This window comes from Rhizobium sp. LEGMi-198b, from assembly GCF_054114205.1.
In genome coordinates this window covers 59645-76182 of record NZ_JBSYVH010000010.1, presented here as the reverse complement: position 1 = coordinate 76182, position 16538 = coordinate 59645, and the positions used below count along the sequence as shown (strand labels likewise).

Below are 16538 nucleotides of genomic sequence, written 5' to 3'. Positions count from 1 at the left end.
GATGGTGGCGCCATCGCTGATTTACGGCGTGGCCACCGGCCCGTTCGCCTTCTTCCAGGCCGCGATGCCGCCCTCTATATGACAGGCGGTCGCCAGGCCCGCGTCCTGGGCCGCTTGCACGGCCATCGCCGACCGCTCGCCGAAGGCGCAATAGAACATGATCCTTTTGCCGGTGGCCGCTGCCAGCTCATGCAGCATGCCGCCCGCGCTGATGTTTTCCAGCAAATCCGGATAGGGTGCATGCAGCGAGCCTGGGATCGTTCCATGCTTTTCACGCTCGCTCTTCTCGCGCAAGTCGACGATCGCGATGTCGGGACGACCGCGCAGCACCAATGCTTCCGCCGCCGAGACGGCCCAGCCCTTGCGCGCGATCTCATCCTGATGAAAGCCGACATGAACATTGGCCGGCACGGCCACATCCATCATCTTCGGGTTGGGAAGTTTCAGATTATTCATGAGGTCCGCATACTCATCCGCCGACCGGACCTTGAGGCGCGGATTGAACAGTTTCTCCTCGCCGATGGTGGAAACAGTATCGCCCTTATAGTCGTGGGCGGGATAGACCAGCGTTTCGTCCGGCAATTTCAGAAGCTTGTTGAAGATCGAATCGTACTGCTGAAGCGGATTGCCGTTCTGGAAATCGGTGCGTCCGGTGCCGCGAATGAGGAGCGTATCGCCGGTAAATACGCGGCCGCCCATGAGGAAGGAATAGGAATCGTCCGTGTGGCCCGGCGTATAAAGTACGTCGAGGCTCAAACCCTCGATCGCGACACGGTCGCCTTCCGTCACGCGCATGGAAACGACGTCGGCAAGGGTCTGCTCGCCCATCACGGTAATGCAATGGGTGCGGTCGCGCAACGCACCCAATCCGGTGATATGGTCGGCATGCAAATGCGTATCCACGGCCTTGACCAGCTTAAGGTCGAGCTCCTCGACGAGCTGAAGATAGCGGTCAACCTTCTCGAGCACGGGATCGATGATGAGCGCCTCGCCGCCCCGCCGGCTGGCGATGAGATAGGTGTAGGTACCGGACACGCTGTCGAAGAGCTGGCGAAAGATCATCTGCGGCTCCCTTGCGCAAGTCTTGCCCCGGATCAAATCTTTTCCTTGGTATAGTTATTCTACATTTCAATAATTTAGGCAACGGCAAACCATGAGGGAGCTCTTCCCCTTGAATGCGCTGCGCCGATTCTTGGATTTTCTCTCGCAAGAACGCGCTTGACTTAAGAGAAGCCGAGGAAAACTTTGAGTAATATGGCCGGGACGCTCGTCGTTGAAGCGACCGGCACGATCGAATCGTAGCGATCGGCAAAAGAAAACCCCGCCACTTTGGGGGGATGGCGAGGTGCTAAAGAATTATGATGGCAACATCATAATAGTTCCGTGCGCCTCTGCAACAAAAAAAGCGCCCACCTGCTAAGCGGTGACAGGCGGGCGTCAAATATTCAACGAATTGAAGTTAAACGATAATTAAATATCGTCAACAGCTAAATAAACTACACCTAAAACTTAGCCCCATTCGACGGCACACAGTATTATCCGACATTTGGACGAATCGCATTGTGAACCGCCCAGAAAAAAGCCCCGCCCATCGGATGAGGCGGGGCAAAGCGGGGAAAGCTCCCTCAGATATGAGAAGGGAGCGCAGGCAATAAATCAGGACTATCCGAACCGCACGAGGTCAGTTCTGACCAATGCGGTACGGTGCTGCAGGAAAAAGCAGATCTGTGGCAATCCAAGCCATATAATTGGGACATCACAGCGCTCTTTGCCCTTTTTGCGGAGAAGACAACTACCGCGGCCAAGCCTATGTTCGATCGCAACGCCGGCCACTTTTCCGTGGTCCGGCTCGAACGCGCACTGGCCGATCTCGCCGAAAGCGGCAAACCCGTGTAGAATTTCGAACTCGGGCGATACGGTTCAGGCGGTTTGCGGGCGTCCGACAGCGCGGGTTGGGGGGATATGATGACATTGGTTATCGCTTCGCAGCTACAGTTTTCTGCAAGGCCATCATTCCAATGACGGACAGTCTGGCATTTCGTCCTCACGAACTGACCCGCCTTTTCCGCGAGGAATGGTTTCTGGCGATCAGCATCCTGACCAGCCTGTTTATCATTAGCTTCGAAGGCGAGCTGTTTCAGCAATTGTCCAATCCTGTTTGGCTCGCATTCAGTTTCTTTGCACTTTTTGCTGCCGTGCTGGGTTCCGCCCTTTCCGTTGTCCGGCATGCTGACCATCTCGCGGAACGGCTTGGGGAGCCGTACGGCACATTGATCCTGACGCTCGCCATCACCTCGATCGAAGTGATGGCCATTTCCGCCGTCATGATCCACGGCGAGAACAACCCTACCCTCGCCCGTGATACGCTTTTTGCGGTGATCATGATCATCCTCAACGGCATGGTGGGACTATCGTTGCTATTCGGCGGCTGGCGCCGACCGGAGCAGTCCCATAACCTGCAGGGCGCCAACGCCTATCTCGGCCTTATCGTGCCATTGGCGACGCTGAGCCTGGTCATGCCGAGCTTCCTGTACGGTGCCGCCGGCCCGCACCCTTCCATGCCGAGACAGATGGTGCTCGGAATCATTTCCGTCGGCCTCTACAGCGTCTTCCTGATGCTTCAGGCGGGCCGCCATCACCATTTTTTTGCCGACGAGAGCGAGCCGCACGTCAAACCAGACCCTCGCCCTGGCCGAAGGGCGATATGGTTTCACACCGTTTTCCTGTTCGCCTATATGGGGCCGGTGGTGTTCCTGGTCGAAGAACTCGCCAAGCCGATCGACTACGTGATTGAAACATTGCGTGCGCCTGTCGCCTTCGGCGGCGTCGTCATGGCGGTGCTGGTTGCCACGCCGGAAGCCATCAGCGCTGTGCGCGCGGCCGCCGCCAACCACTTGCAGCGTTCGATCAATATCTTCTTGGGTTCGGTTCTCTCAACAATCGGGATAACCGTGCCCGCCATGCTCGTCGTCAGCTATCTCTTTGCACATCCCGTTACGCTGGGACTTGAAGGCGGCGATCTCGTGATGCTCATTCTGACGCTCGCCGTCAGTATCATTACCTTCGCCAGCGGCCGGACCCATGTGATGCAGGGTGCCGTTCACCTTGTCCTTTTCCTGTGTTACGTGCTGCTCATCTTTCAGCGGTAAGGTTCACATCGTCCCGGTCCGGAGCCACCGACATGACCATCGAGCTTCTGATCGCAAGATATGGCCTCCTGGCAGTTTTCCTTGGTGCTGCCATCGAGGGCGAAACCATGGTGATCCTCGGCGGCGTGTTTTCGCATCGTCACCTCATGACCTATTGGAATGCGGCCGCGGCCGCCTGCGCCGGTTCTTTCATCGCCGATCAGACGCTCTTTTTCATCGGCCGCTATGCCCGGCACTATCCGCGCGTCCAGAAAATCATCGAGAAACCGGCGTTCGCACGCGTCACGCAGCTTCTGGAGCGCCATCCCACCGGCTTCATCTTCGCTTTCCGCTTTATCTATGGCTTTCGGGCAATCAGTCCGGTCGCAATCGGGATGTCCGGCGTTTCAGCGATAAAGTTCGTCTTGATCAACGCTGCCGCAGCCCTGGTCTGGGGATCGCTCTTCACCGGAATAGGCTATTTGTTCGGACAAAGTATCGAGCAGACGTTCGGCCATCTGCCGCTCCACCACCACGTCCTGATTGCAGCCGGGATTATCGTTGTCCTGCTTCTTGTCATGATGACATTCCGAAAAAGACGGCCTGCGTAGTCGCGTTCGGCCTTCGCCAGGGCGGCGCATATGAATTGCAGGCACGGGGCTATTGCAATTTTTAGCAATGGCGCTTCATAGTGTCACATGCCTTGATCCATCGACGCCGCATGGTTGCCGACGAGGCGCGCATGAAGACTGGAACTCGCAGTTTATCGGGGGTGTCAGGAATGCGTGGGGGATTTTCTCAAGGTCTACAATTTTACATCGTGCTCCTGTGCACGATTTCTCTTCAAGCATGCGACGGAAGCAACAACACCTATGTTGCCCCGCCACCACCCAAGGTGCGCATAGCGCTTCCCCTGCAGCAGACCGTCACTCGATATTTCGAGCTTACGGGCAACACTGCAGCGATCAATTCCGTCGACATAGAGGCCCGCGTACAGGGCCTCATCGAGTCGATCGACTATCGGGATGGCATGCCGGTCAAGAAGGATACACAGCTCTTCGGCATCCAAAGCAACACCTACGAAGCCCAGGTCGATCAGGCGCAGGCGACACTCGCCTCCGCTCAGGCATCGCAGGTCGGCGCCGATCAGGAATATCAGCGGCAGCTCAATCTGAGCAAGCAGAAGGTTACGACCCAGACGGCCGTCGACAGCGCCAAGGCGACGCTTGATCAGGCGAACGCGACCATCCTAAATGCCCAGGCCAGTCTCGAGCTTGCGAAGATCAATCTCGGATATACGAAGGTGTTGGCGCCCTTTGACGGCACCGTAACCGCCCATCTCGTCGATGTCGGCGCTCTCGTCGGCGTATCCGGCCCGACCAAGCTGGCGACTATCGTCCAGACGGATCCGCTCTATGTCAATTTCAATGTCAGCGAGCCGCAGGTGCTGATGATCAAGCAGGAGATGGCAAAGCAAGGACACACGTTCCGGCAAACCGACCTTCCGACCATTCCCTTTGAAATCGGCCTGCAGGATGCGACCGACTATCCCTTCAAGGGTCATCTCGACTACGCCTCGCCGCAGGTCGATGCATCAACCGGAACACTGTCCGTGCGAGGCATCGTCGACAACAAGGAGCACGCGCTTCTGCCGGGTCTTTTCGTACGTGTGCGCGTGCCTGTCGGGCATGAGGACAAGGCGCTGCTGGTGCGCGACGATGCCATCGGCACCAACCAGCAGGGCAGCTACGTGCTGGTCGTCGGAAAAGATGACGCCGTTGAGCAGAAGCTAGTGAAAACCGGCCAGCGCGAAGGGGCTTTGCGCGTCATCGAATCCGGGCTCGACGCCAACGATTGGGTAGTGACGGAAGGCATTCAACAGGCCATCCCCGGCAGCAAGGTCGCGCCGGAGAAAGTCGCGCTGGACGCCGCCGCGACCGCTAGCGCGTCGAACAATGTTGCGCCCGCAATCGATTCATCCAAGCCCGATGCACCTAAGTCTGATGCGGCCAAGTCTGATACGGCCAAATCCGACACGCCATGAACTTGCTTTCGTTCCCACGCCAAGATCCGAGGAGGACAGCATGATCTCGCGCTTCTTCATCGAGCGGCCGGTGCTCGCGAATGTTCTGGCGCTTGTCTTCGTCCTCATCGGCGCGGTCGCGCTCTTCCAATTGCCGGTCGCACAATATCCGAACGTTGTGCCGCCGACGGTACAGGTGACGACGCGTTATCCCGGCGCGAGCGCGAAAACTCTCATCGACACCGTTGCACTGCCGATCGAACAGCAGGTCAACGGCGTGCAGAACATGCTCTACATGCAGTCGACGAGCGCCAGCGACGGCACCTATTCCCTGACAGTGACCTTCGCGATCGGCACCAATCCCGATCAGGCGCAGGTCCTCGTGCAGAACCGTGTCGCCATCGCCATGCCGTCGCTGCCGCAGGCCGTTCAGGAGCAGGGCGTCACGACACAGAAGAAATCGACGTCTATCCTCGAATTTGTCACCCTCACCTCGCCGGACAGTCGGTATGACAGCCTTTTCCTGTCCAATTACGCCGTCATCAACCTGCAGAACGAATTGGCCCGCCTGCCCGGCGTCGGCAATGTCTCGGTATTTGGCGCCGGCCAATATGCCATGCGCATCTGGATGGACCCGGACCTGCTGCAGGCGCGCGGTCTGACGCCGCAGGACATCATCAATGTCGTGCAACAGCAGAGCCAGGAAGTAACGGCCGGTCAGGTGGGCATACCGCCCGTGCCGCCCGGCCAGAATTTCCAGTATACGCTCAACGTCAGCGGGCGGCTGAACGACGCCGTCGACTTTGAGAACATCATCGTCAAAGTCGATCAGCAGAATGGCGGACGCATCACGCGCATTCGCGACATCGGACGCGTCGAGCTCGGCGCCCAGACTTACAGCCAGTCCTTCATGCAGAACGGGCGGCCTGCAACCGGCATCGGCATTTTCCAATTGCCGGAAGCCAACGCCATTACCGTCGCGACGGACGTCGCCGCGAAGATGGCGCAACTCTCGAAGAGCTTCCCGCCGGGCCTTGCCTACCAGGTTCCGTTCGACACGACCAAATTCGTGACGGCGTCGATCGACGAGGTCTACGTGACGCTGGTGGAGGCCGGCGTCCTGGTGCTCATCGTCATTCTCGTCTTTCTGCAGGATTGGCGCGCAATGCTCGTGCCGGCGACGACCGTTCCGGTGACGATCATCGGCGCCTTCGCAGCGATGGCGGCGCTCGGTTTCACCGTCAATCTCTCGACGCTGTTTGCCATCGTTCTAGCCATCGGCATCGTCGTCGACGACGCCATCGTCATCGTAGAGGGTGTCACCCGTCACGTCGAGGCAGGGATGCCGGGCAGACTGGCTGCCGAAAAGGCGATGGACGAGCTGTTCGGCCCCGTCATCGGCATCACGCTCGTCCTGATGGCGGTGTTCATCCCGGCAGCCTTCCTCCCCGGTCTGACGGGACAGCTCTACAAGCAATTCGCACTCGTCATTGCGGCGACCGCATTGATCAGCGCCATCAACGCCATGACGCTCAAGCCGACGCAATGTGCACTCTGGCTGCGTGCGCCCGTACCGCCTGAGAGGCGCAACTTCTTCTATCGCGGCTTTAACAAGGTCTACGACCGGGCGGAGCATGCCTATGCCAGGCTTATCGGCGGCATGGTTCATCATAGTGGCATCGCGGTCCTAGTTGCCTTGGCATTGATCGGCGTCGCCGTGTGGGGGCTGACACGCCTGCCGACCGCCTTCCTGCCGGTAGAGGATCAGGGCTATGTGCTGGTCAACGCCCAGCTTCCGGATGGCGCCTCCAAGGAGCGAACCGATGCAGTCATGGAACAGGTCGGCAAGATTGCGCAACAGACGCCCGGCGTCGACCAGGTGCTGACCATCAGCGGCATCTCCGTCCTCGACAATAACGCCAGCCTGCCGAATGCCGGCGTCGCTTATGTCGTGCTCAAGGATTGGGGTATCCGCGGCAAGGAAAAGGGACAGGACCTGCTGTCGATCTACGAACATTTGAACGGCGCCCTGCGGGATATATTGGCGGCAAAGACGCTGGTGATCGTGCCTCCACCGATCCAGGGCATCGGCAATGCCAATGGCTTTACCATGCAGGTCGAGATCAGGAACGGGAATTTCGATTATCCGCTGCTGCAGGGTCTGGCCGACACCATCGTCAAGAACGGCAATGCGCAGTCGGCGCTGCAGCGGCTGAGCACATCCTTCCGCGCCGACGTTCCCCAGCTCTCCGTTTCCGTCGACCGCATCAAGGCGGAGACGCTCGGCGTGACCGTCGGACAGGTCTTCTCGGCGCTTTCGGGCTACGTGGGATCAAGCTACGTGACGCAGTTCAACAAATTCGGGCGGACCTTCCAGGTCTATGTGCAGGCATCGCCCGATTTTCGGATTCGGCCTGACGACATTCGCAACCTGAAGGTCAAGGCCGGCGATGGCACCATGGTGCCGCTTGGCACGGTGGTCGACATCACCGCCGAGCAAGGCCCGTCCCTCATCAGCCTCTATAACCTCTATCCGACGGCCACGATCGTCGGCGGAGCTGCCAGAGGCTTCAGTTCCGGGCAGGCGCTCGATGTCATGGAACAGATAGCCGACCGCACGCTGTCACCCGGAACGGGCTTCGAATGGACGGCTCTGTCCTATCAGGAAAAGATTGTCGGCGGTCAGATCTATTTCATCTTCGCCCTTGCCATGCTTCTCGTCTATTTCGTGCTCGCCGGCCAATATGAAAGCTGGATCCTGCCGTTGGCCGTGCTGCTGGCGGTGCCGCTCGCCCTGCTTGGAACGGTGGGAGCGCTGAGCGCTGTGGGCGTCGCCAATAACCTCTACACCCAGATCGGGCTCATCCTGCTGATCGCGCTTGCCTCGAAAAACGCTATTCTCATTGTCGAATACGCGCGGGAGAAACGGGAACAAGGCATGGAAATTCTCGACGCCGCGGTCGAGGCGGCGCGCCTGCGCTTCAGGCCGATCCTGATGACATCCTTCGCCTTTATTCTCGGTGTCGTGCCGCTCGTGCTGGCGACGGGAGCCGGCGCATCCGCCCGCAAGTCGATCGGCATATCCGTCTTCAGCGGCATGATCGCCTCGACTTGCCTCGCCGTACTCTTCGTTCCCTCGTTCTATGTCGTGCTGCAACGCATCGAGGAATATAGAAAACGCCGAACGGTCGCGCAGCCGGTTTCGCAAGCCGCGGACTAAAGCGCATCGCGATCTCTGGGATTTGCTCCTTGCGCTTTAGGTCTTTGATTGTGCGCATGTCGTTATCGCAAAACCGCCGCACACTTTTGCGCGACATGCTTTAAGAGCAAGTATGGCGCCCGAGCCATCTATCCGAGGGCGCCATCCGATCTGAACTCACTGCCTTGCCACGGACGACCAGTTGGCGCACGGGATCTTGCCCCTATTGCACGACGACCCTGACATAGACGTTGCCGCTCTTGGCATAGTAGCCGGATCCGCAGCGATAGTAATAGCCGCCATAATAGGCCCCATAGACGCAGCCCGCCGGCAGAACGGCGATGCCAGCCGTCGTTCCCGCCACCACGCGGCGCGTCGTTCTGCGGGCGACGCCCGCATAGGAAAGCGGGGTCAGGGGCCGGCCAATGATGGCGCCGGCCGGCGTGGCGAAATCGATCGACAGCGGTATCAACCCGCCCGGCTCGACATTGACATCGGCGAAAAGGAAAGCGCCGGCCAAGCCTGCGGCCACCAATAATCTCGGATATCTCATTTGCTTTCTCCCACATCGGTAGGCGCGGGAAGCTCATCAAGCGACTGGAGTTCGCTAAGATCGACCTTCTTCGCGCTGGTCGGAATATCGATATTGTAGGAAACCTTGGCCACATCGGCGCCGCTCTTGAAGTCGCTGATCTCCAGCGTGTATTGCGGTGCCTGACCGACATGCTTGCTGGTGATGACGTAGCGCCGCGGTATCGGCTGCGCTCCGGTCTGTATCCAGATCTGCCAGTCGATTTCAGGCGTGCGGAAGGTGAGATATTCACATTCGACGCCGTCGACGAAAGCGCTGGAGATATGTTTGGCGACGGTCACATCCGACATCATCAGATCGTAGACATTCGTCGACAGCAGGTCTGCACCCGGCGCCTCGACACCGGCACCCACCAGCCGCTCAAGCAGCTCGTCCACAGACCCCTTGGCGTCGATCTTGGCATAGGCGTCGAGGTTCTTGCCATGGACGGTCAGGGTCGAGCCATCGAAGCTCACATCCACATCGGCAAACCCGCCCGTCCGCGTGATCCTGAGCTTGTCGGGACGCGTGAGGCTGGCCGTGCCGGAACTGACGAATTGCAGCTTCTCGAAATCCGGCGTCACGGCCTCGAGCGCGGATTGATAATGAAACGACATCGTCTTCTGCGCCGCCAGATAGTCGGACATGGCTTTCAGAATATCCTTGGCGTCATCCGCCAACGCCGCCGTGGGGAAGACGCAGCAGACGCCAACAGAACCGAAAATCAGCAGTCGTTTGAATGTCTGAACGTTCGAAATCGATGACATGGCAACACCTTTCGTTCGGGCCATCGTTGATCCACCGAATGTGCAGGCTGCCGGTTGCGGCAGGCCCGTATCGCTCAAGTTCCATGAAATGTCGGTCTTCGACCTCTGAAGACCATGGACCGCGGCTGTTCCGCTGCCCGCCCGCCACAGAATCCGCTCTTTTGATCCCAAACATCCTCTCCGCCTGAAGATGAATTCACCTCAAGCGGGACGCTCTAAGAGAGAGGCGGCATCCTATAACCCGCTGGTCAATACCTTCTGGCACGTGGGAGACAGCCGTTGCATGTTGTTCCGCAGGCATGCAATGCCTCTGCCTCCGCCGAGCGGCACGGAACGGCAAAAGGCGCGGAAATCCGGGCCGCACGTCCGACGCAGGACGATCAATTCTTCGCGCGGCGTGAAAGATGGCATCGGCATGCCCGCACCGGGCATCGCCGCCGCGCCGCCGCCTGCTGCCGGCGCCTGGGCGCCACCGGCAGGCGCCGAAGCGCCTCCTCCCAAAGCCGCAACCGCCTGCTGGCAGGATGGGGAAAGAGTCGCACTGTGCTGGCGCAGACAGGCTAGCGCCTGGGAGCCACCCGGCGTCACACCCGAACATTGGGCCATGAAATCGGAACGACAGGCCGATTTGACCGCATTGCGCTGTGCCTGCGTCGGCTGGGACGTTTGCGTTCCGGTCGTCGCTGCGCCGGATTGTGCCGGCGCCGTTGCCGGCGTCTCGGCGGGCGTAACGGCACTGGACTTCTTTTTGGTCGTGTCCACCGCCGATACGGCACTCCGGCAGGCAGGAGAGAGCGTCGCGCTATGCTGTTGCAGGCAGGTCAGCGCTTCGATGCCGCCCGGCGTCACGCCTGAACATTGCGCTATGAAATCCGAGCGGCAGGCCGATTTGATGGCGTTGCGTTGCGCATCGGTCGGCTGCTGCGCATGAACCGCGCCAGCAGCAACGCAGAACACCAAAGCGCAGGACGCGACGTATGCCGACAGGCGATATTGCCATCCACGCGGGACGGCCGCGAGAAAAGACGCCGATTTGCCCATTGTTTCCCCCCACAAAAGAAAAAACTTTCGCGTTTGTCGCAGAAACCTGTGGCCGAAGTAACAAGATCGAAAAAAGAGATGAAATGGAAGCTACGTGCGGCCGATATGCGGAGGCATCGCGACTACTCCTAAGTTACCATACCAGAGATGTTCGCGAAGAGGTAGTCTAGCAACCCATAATCCTTTGGCGGTAGGTTCGTCCCTTGTTTAAGGAAAGCTTCGAAAGCTATGACAGTTCTTTCCGCTTGCGCCGGCATCAACGGGTTGATGGATAGTCTGGAAACGCCGCAACCCTAAACAAAGGCCGCCCTGCCTCAGCAACCGAGCAGTTGATAGTCATTCGCAAGTATTTTCGGGCAGTTCAGTAGACGAAGCATCTTCAGTGTTCTTGGGAACGGTTGATTACCTCCACCAGTCTTCCCGCCTTCGCCATGTCAAATCGCTCTTGCGACTTTTGCCTGCCGCTTTCCTGTCGCCCTTCAGATGATCCATGTAGCCACCAAGGACACTATTGATGAAAACATGAGATTTTGCGCGGTTCGAACCCAGCAGCTTAAATCTTGCTTCCCTGTCCTGCTCCATTTGTTGAGCGATCTTCCAAAAGATAAAGCTATCGTGGCTTTCCTTCATCGCCAGAAAATACCCAGATGTATAGATGCGTTCGAAGCGATCCGCGAAGGTCAATATTTCCCGATGACGCAGGTTGTAACCCACCCAGCCGCATTCGGGGTACATTCGACGATTTAAGTAAGCGGCGAGTTGGTCCCCTCTCGGTGCAATTCTGTCGACCAGGCTGGGTGGAACATCCCTATGGGTAACCGTATCCGCATCGAGCCATATCAACTGGTCGGCCGCCGTCCGGTATCGCCGGATCGCATCGGTGACAGCGAAAACCTTGTTGGAAAAGCGTACGGCATCCCACCGGTAATCACGTTGCAAACTGGACCTGGATAAACAGATTCCGTTGGCTAGCGGATTGTCGGCGAAGGCTTGGCGAAATTCGAGCAGGCGTGGGAGAGCTTCACCGTGGTCCAAGATCTGAAGCCTGCGATCTTTCTCCTCAACATCGACGTTCTCTGCGTAGACCAAAAGCCCGATATCCTCCGGCCAGTGCTTGAGAAAGGTCTCGATGCATCTTTTCCCATAGTCGCGGTAACCCTTCTCGTGAAAAGTTGTCACAACAACATGCCTTAGCTGTTCTTGCCGCCACGGATTTGGGAAAAACATCGGCAATCAGGCTCCGTAACGAATGTTTTGTCAGTCAGAATTGACTAAAGCGGTGTGAGCGGTGCCCGCTCTGAAAAGAGCCTCGATATCTAGACGATTGCCGACAGTCGGGGATGTCCGAATGTTTCCGCGCAATGACATTTGTGAGAAATCTTGTTTCCAGATCTGGCGATGTGCGCCAGGTGAACGGCGCATTCGGCCGGATGCCATGGCGCCGGACACGGATACTAGCCCTTCCATCTGGCTCACAACTTTCCTGAACAATGACAAGCCCTCGGCCATCGACGAACGGCGGCGCTCTCGACCTGAAGGCACTTCTGTCTTGGGATTGTGATGGATGAGGTTGTCTGGTTCCCGTCGAGACATCAAGCGAGAAGCTGGTCGAAGCCGCGCAAAAGGAACATCGCTGGGCGCTTGCTCCCGAGGGCCGTGCATGGTTGCGATCCTGCACTTGCCAACAAGCTTGCCCCTATTGTTTGGCCACGCTCGCAAGCCGTGGTGTCTATAAAGCTCCCGCCGGGACGGCAAAACCGCTCAGCCTTGGTCAGCCGGCGGCGGCGGCGCCACGATCGCGTAGTGCAGCTTGAGTTTTAGCGGTAGGGCTAGCGGAATGTTGTTTGGGAAGGCTTGGTTGCGGGGGCCTGAGTGTACGGAGACTTGTAAATTCTCAGCCTCAAGTCAGCCCTACGCCGGCAATTTCGGCTTTGGGGCCGGCAGCGGTCTGTCTGCTCTTGGTTACCGCTTCTCGAAAGCAGACATCGGCGTGCGGTGCGTCGACGGCTCGTTTGTGGCGGCAAGCGGTGACCAAATCTGCCCATGGTCTGACGATACAGCACGTCGGCTCGCTCCACTGACCGGCAATGTAGGGCGTTAGCGAGCTGCGGGCGCACACGTCGGCTACGTCACGGTAGTCCTGTGGGCCGCGGCAAGTCAAACAGTGCTGTTACGCTGACGATCCTCTTGCCGCTGGCCTCTATCGCACCACCGCTGATCTGCTGGCGTAGGCGCTCCGCCAACAGGAACGCGTTGCCAAGATCGGTTTCGCGGAGCAACACCACAAACTCCTCGCCCCCAAAACGCGCGACGTTGTCGACGGTCCTGACTTCGGCCTGGACGAGTGATCCACTACTCGGCCCATGCCGCGATCCGTTCCGCGATCGCCTCGGAGGCCTCGATGTGCAGGAAGTGACCGACATCGGGGACGACTTCCAGCGCGTGCGGGGCGGCGAACCGATGTCGGTCGTCGACCTGCGGGAGGGGGATGCAGCAGTCGTCGGCACCGTGGAGCTGCAGCAGGGGCGTCCCTATCGGCTGAGATAGGCGGCGCACCGCCCCAAGAATGCCGGGTCGCAACAGCCCCGTAGTACTTCAAGGACGCGGGCATGCCGGCCCGCAGGTGCTCGTACAACTCCGCCTGGAGAGCTGGATCGAGCGAGAGGCTGAGCGATCACTGACGCCAGAGGCGGTCGATGAGGGCGAGATCGGGCGGTGACCATCCAGCCGCTTCCCGCCAGTTGAAAGAGCCCCATGTACCAGCTCCGGCGTAGCTGAGCGAGGCGCGGCCGGCTCCGGAACGTGAGTGGGTGGGGGAATGCGAGCGTGACCGCGCGTTCGATCCGCTCCGGCGCGGTGACGCAGGCATCGTATGTGATCGCGCCGCCCCAGTCGTGGCAAGCAACTCCAGGGCTTGCCCGGGAAACCAGCGGTCGATCAGCGCGAGCACGTCGCTGGTAAGGGGCTGCCATGTCGAACTGCCCTGCGGTCGGGGACGGCGCGTAACCGCGAAGCCAGGGTGCGACGACGTGACGTCCGCGGCGGCCGAGTTCGGCAAGGGCCTCGCGGTCGGCGGATGGTCCGGGAAGCCATGCAGGACGAGCGTCGGTTGACCATCGGGATCACCACCCTGCAGCGCATGGAAGGTGCCGTGTGGCAGGTCGAAGGTGACGTGTTCGAACTCCGTGTGTGTGTTAGGCTTTTCCAAGAACGGTCGGACGAGAGATGCTGATGCTGGCTTCGGTGTCTCTGGTTTTGGACATGTGTGTCTCCTCAGGCGCTGGATGTACTGCGGGGTCAGCCGGCCAGTCGGTTTTCCGTGACACCGGCCCGCAACCTTCAGAATATGATAGCTCGCGGCAAGGAAGCCGGTGCTGGTTTATCAGAAGGCCCCGCAGGCGGCTGCGGCGGATAGTCAGAGCCAGCGGCGAACCTCGGCCTTGTAGCGGCGGTAGTCGTCGCCGAACTTCGCTTCGAGATAGCGCTCCTCGCGTGCGATCACCTGCGTCTGGATCGCGATCAGCACCAACGGGAGCAAGGCGAAGGCGATCGGCCCGTCGAAGCCGATCGCAAGGCCGGCATAGATAAGCGCCATGCCGAGATACATGGGATTGCGGGTCCACCGATAAGGACCGGTCGTTGCGATGAGGGTCGTTGGCTGCGACGGCGGAACGTTGGTGCCCAGCCGCCGGAACAGCCCCGCCGCCACAAGCATCATCGCCGCGCCGGCAACGAACAGCAGCGCGCCCGTCGCGACCAGCAACCGCCAGTCGATGCCGAAAGAGCGCAGGGTGATGAACCGCTCCGCGGCCAGCCCCAGCAGCAGCGCTCCCAGATAGACGAAGGGCGGAGGGAAGCGCACACCCGCGCTGTCCGGTTCGACGGCCATGCTCATCTCCAATCTGTGCCCTCAAACCAGCATCGACTGCTGGGCGAAGATGCCCGCCATCGCGCCTTGCCATGATGCCGTGGTGACCGAGGGGATGAGGGGGTTGGTGAGGTCGCCGGCGGCGTAGATGCCGGGCACGCTGGTTTCACGGCGCTCGTCGACCTTGAGGACGATGCCGAGGGGCGTATCGACCGTGGCGAGGCCCAGTGATTCATGCAGGCTTGCCGACGGCTTGTTGCGCGGATGCGCGAACAGGATGTCGACCGCGACATCGGGGCTGGAATCGAGCTTGACGGTGGCATTATGGCCCCCATGACGGGCGATTTCAGTGATCCGGCCATCGACGACAGGGGTGTTGCGACGCTCAAGATCGGCCCGGATATTGGGCGGAATGTCGTGACCATGGGCGAAGACCGTCAACCTGTCGGTCCAGTCGTGGAATAGCCTGACTTGATTGTGCGACTGCGGGCCGGACCAGACGAGGCCCCAATGTTGGTCGGCGACTTCAAAGCCGTCGCAATAGGGACAGGGCACGATGGACGTGCCCCAGCCTTCGGCAAAGCCCGGAATATCAAGCATTTGGTCGGTGATGCCATAGCTCAGGATCAGGCGGCGCGCGCCAAGGCTTTCGCCATCGCCAGTGAGGACGGAGAAATTGTCGATGGTGCCGGAGACGCTGTCGGCCCGGGCATTGACCAGCCTGATCGCGGGATAACGCGCCAGTTGCTGCCGCGCCTCGGCCAGGATGTCCAGCGGCGGCTTGTGATCGTGGCCAAGCAGACCATGCGAGCGGCCGGCGAAGCGGTTGCGCGGCAGGCCGGTATCGAGAACGGTGACCTTGCGGCGGGCGCGGCCGAGCTGCAGAGCGGCTGCGAGGCCGGCAAAGCTGCCGCCGATGATGATGACGTCATCCATGGTAATAAGCTCCGTGTCGCGGATGGAGGAGTTGGGTTTGGTCTGGCGCGAAAGCGACCAGGGAAACTCAGTTTGGAGAACAGATAGGAAATCCAATCTTTGGCTTGCATATTTTCGATACTGTATGGTATCGTAATTCAAGAATAACGATACTGTCAAGGACTGGAATTGTCGTGAGCGAAAATAATCAGGCCCGGCGCGGCCGGCCCGCCAACGAGGCGCTTGGCCAAACCATAGTCGACGCCGCGGGCGAACTCTTTGCGGAATTGGGTTTCCAAGCGACGACATTGGACAAGGTCGCCCAGCGAGCGAAGATATCCAAGCTCAGCATCTATCGACACTTCGAGAATAAGGAGGCGCTGTTTGGCGCGTCGTTTGCGGCCCGCTGCCATCAGTTAATACCACAGACCCTTTTTGAAGGCGTCGACGGTTCGGCCGAAGATCAGCTCATGGCGGTGGGATCATCGCTGCTTCGCACGCTGTTGCGCCCGGACGTGCGCAGTGTCGAAGCCATGGTCATGGCCGACGTCACGAGTCAAAAGTCGTTGAGCAAGCTCCATTACGAAGCCGGCCCCGCCCATATCATCGCCCAAATCGAGGCCCTGTTACGTCAATTGCACGCGAAGACGGTTCTGAACGTGCCCGATCCTCTCCGGTCCGCCCGCTTGTTTGCCGCGCTTTTCAAAGGATCCGATCTCCTGATTATCGCACGCTTCGATGAGACGAGAGCAGAAGACGACAACGAGATCGAATCCTATTGCCGGTCGGCCGTCGCCATGTTCATCGCCGCACACGGTGGGCAACGACCACGCGGGCGGATAGCCTAGACAAGGCCGCGAAGGGGTACTTGCTTGATATTTTGGATGATCGCATTGACATCAACGCCTTGGGCGGTATTCCAGGAACTGTGACCGGCGGCGTAACCGCTACCACCCCATTCGACGCCTTAGTGCCGGCTAGCAGACCGTGCCTTGGGGAAGCTGCAACGGTGGTCTGAATGGCGGA

Annotated in this window: 14 protein-coding genes and 1 pseudogene; 7 read left to right on the top strand and 8 right to left on the bottom strand. The window is 59.6% G+C overall.

From position 1 onward, the window contains the following. Positions 1 to 21 precede the first annotated feature (21 nt). Positions 22 to 1062, bottom strand: a complete 1041-nt coding sequence (locus ACXHXG_RS29260; RefSeq protein ID WP_457901560.1) for an MBL fold metallo-hydrolase — start codon at positions 1060 to 1062, stop codon at positions 22 to 24. A 642-nt stretch (positions 1063 to 1704) separates the two neighbouring features. Here ACXHXG_RS29260 and ACXHXG_RS29255 point away from each other — a divergent pair. The 5 genes and pseudogenes from ACXHXG_RS29255 (at position 1705) to ACXHXG_RS29235 (ending at position 8371) form a co-directional block, all read left to right on the top strand. Continuing rightward, positions 1705 to 1896, top strand: coding sequence for a hypothetical protein (locus ACXHXG_RS29255; protein ID WP_457901559.1), 192 nt, complete (start codon positions 1705 to 1707; stop codon positions 1894 to 1896). A 122-nt stretch (positions 1897 to 2018) separates the two neighbouring features. Continuing rightward, positions 2019 to 3149, top strand: coding sequence for a calcium:cation antiporter (locus tag ACXHXG_RS29250; RefSeq protein ID WP_104824446.1), 1131 nt, complete (start codon positions 2019 to 2021; stop codon positions 3147 to 3149). A gap of 32 nt (positions 3150 to 3181) precedes the next feature. Continuing rightward, a complete protein-coding gene (locus ACXHXG_RS29245) occupies positions 3182 to 3739 on the top strand; it encodes a DedA family protein (protein WP_457901558.1) in 558 nt (185 codons plus the stop codon). Between the two features lie 170 nt (positions 3740 to 3909). Then, positions 3910 to 5073 (top strand): annotated as a pseudogene (locus ACXHXG_RS29240) (efflux RND transporter periplasmic adaptor subunit); the annotation flags it as partial. A 139-nt stretch (positions 5074 to 5212) separates the two neighbouring features. Then, positions 5213 to 8371, top strand: coding sequence for an efflux RND transporter permease subunit (locus ACXHXG_RS29235; RefSeq protein ID WP_457901556.1), 3159 nt, complete (start codon positions 5213 to 5215; stop codon positions 8369 to 8371). Between the two features lie 202 nt (positions 8372 to 8573). Here ACXHXG_RS29235 and ACXHXG_RS29230 read toward each other — a convergent pair whose 3' ends face one another. The 5 genes from ACXHXG_RS29230 to ACXHXG_RS29210 form a co-directional block, all read right to left on the bottom strand. Next, positions 8574 to 8903: a hypothetical protein gene (locus ACXHXG_RS29230; protein ID WP_283047606.1), complete on the bottom strand. Its 330-nt coding sequence runs from the start codon at positions 8901 to 8903 to the stop codon at positions 8574 to 8576. Then, positions 8900 to 9688 (bottom strand): DUF2092 domain-containing protein, encoded by a 789-nt coding sequence (locus ACXHXG_RS29225; protein WP_457901555.1) that lies wholly within the window; start codon positions 9686 to 9688, stop codon positions 8900 to 8902. The genes ACXHXG_RS29230 and ACXHXG_RS29225 overlap by 4 nt, the downstream gene beginning before the upstream one ends. Positions 9689 to 9922: 234 nt before the next feature. Then, positions 9923 to 10729 (bottom strand): cysteine rich repeat-containing protein, encoded by an 807-nt coding sequence (locus ACXHXG_RS29220; RefSeq protein WP_457901554.1) that lies wholly within the window; start codon positions 10727 to 10729, stop codon positions 9923 to 9925. A gap of 402 nt (positions 10730 to 11131) precedes the next feature. Beyond that, positions 11132 to 11956: a hypothetical protein gene (locus tag ACXHXG_RS29215; RefSeq protein WP_457901594.1), complete on the bottom strand. Its 825-nt coding sequence runs from the start codon at positions 11954 to 11956 to the stop codon at positions 11132 to 11134. Positions 11957 to 12858: 902 nt separating this feature from the next. Next, positions 12859 to 13152 (bottom strand): diguanylate cyclase, encoded by a 294-nt coding sequence (locus ACXHXG_RS29210; protein ID WP_457901553.1) that lies wholly within the window; start codon positions 13150 to 13152, stop codon positions 12859 to 12861. Here ACXHXG_RS29210 and ACXHXG_RS29205 point away from each other — a divergent pair. Then, positions 13043 to 13276 carry a hypothetical protein gene (locus ACXHXG_RS29205; protein ID WP_457901597.1) on the top strand — a complete coding sequence of 78 codons (234 nt, stop codon included), beginning with the start codon at positions 13043 to 13045 and terminating at the stop codon, positions 13274 to 13276. The genes ACXHXG_RS29210 and ACXHXG_RS29205 overlap by 110 nt on opposite strands. Before the next feature lie 868 nt (positions 13277 to 14144). On the opposite strand, the gene ACXHXG_RS29200 is transcribed toward ACXHXG_RS29205, so the two are convergent. Both ACXHXG_RS29200 and ACXHXG_RS29195 read right to left on the bottom strand, forming a co-directional pair. Then, positions 14145 to 14618, bottom strand: a complete 474-nt coding sequence (locus ACXHXG_RS29200; protein ID WP_457901552.1) for a methyltransferase family protein — start codon at positions 14616 to 14618, stop codon at positions 14145 to 14147. A 21-nt stretch (positions 14619 to 14639) separates the two neighbouring features. Beyond that, on the bottom strand, positions 14640 to 15533 hold the full coding sequence (locus tag ACXHXG_RS29195; RefSeq protein ID WP_457901551.1) for an NAD(P)/FAD-dependent oxidoreductase: 894 nt from the start codon (positions 15531 to 15533) through the stop codon (positions 14640 to 14642). Between the two features lie 167 nt (positions 15534 to 15700). On the opposite strand from ACXHXG_RS29195, the gene ACXHXG_RS29190 reads away from it, so the two are divergent. Continuing rightward, positions 15701 to 16360, top strand: a complete 660-nt coding sequence (locus ACXHXG_RS29190; protein ID WP_457901593.1) for a TetR/AcrR family transcriptional regulator — start codon at positions 15701 to 15703, stop codon at positions 16358 to 16360. Positions 16361 to 16538 lie beyond the last annotated feature (178 nt).

Bases quoted from the DNA above. Each gene is read 5' to 3' on its own strand.
- ACXHXG_RS29235 (WP_457901556.1), top strand. From the start codon at position 5,213: ATGATCTCGCGCTTCTTCATCGAGCGGCCGGTGCTCGCGAATGTTCTG.
- ACXHXG_RS29260 (WP_457901560.1), bottom strand. From the start codon at position 1,062: ATGATCTTTCGCCAGCTCTTCGACAGCGTGTCCGGTACCTACACCTAT.
- ACXHXG_RS29250 (WP_104824446.1), top strand. From the start codon at position 2,019: ATGACGGACAGTCTGGCATTTCGTCCTCACGAACTGACCCGCCTTTTC.
- ACXHXG_RS29230 (WP_283047606.1), bottom strand. From the start codon at position 8,903: ATGAGATATCCGAGATTATTGGTGGCCGCAGGCTTGGCCGGCGCTTTC.
- ACXHXG_RS29225 (WP_457901555.1), bottom strand. From the start codon at position 9,688: ATGTCATCGATTTCGAACGTTCAGACATTCAAACGACTGCTGATTTTC.
- ACXHXG_RS29195 (WP_457901551.1), bottom strand. From the start codon at position 15,533: ATGGATGACGTCATCATCATCGGCGGCAGCTTTGCCGGCCTCGCAGCC.
- ACXHXG_RS29245 (WP_457901558.1), top strand. From the start codon at position 3,182: ATGACCATCGAGCTTCTGATCGCAAGATATGGCCTCCTGGCAGTTTTC.
- ACXHXG_RS29200 (WP_457901552.1), bottom strand. From the start codon at position 14,618: ATGGCCGTCGAACCGGACAGCGCGGGTGTGCGCTTCCCTCCGCCCTTC.
- ACXHXG_RS29210 (WP_457901553.1), bottom strand. From the start codon at position 13,152: ATGTCGGTCACTTCCTGCACATCGAGGCCTCCGAGGCGATCGCGGAAC.
- ACXHXG_RS29220 (WP_457901554.1), bottom strand. From the start codon at position 10,729: ATGGGCAAATCGGCGTCTTTTCTCGCGGCCGTCCCGCGTGGATGGCAA.
- ACXHXG_RS29215 (WP_457901594.1), bottom strand. From the start codon at position 11,956: ATGTTTTTCCCAAATCCGTGGCGGCAAGAACAGCTAAGGCATGTTGTT.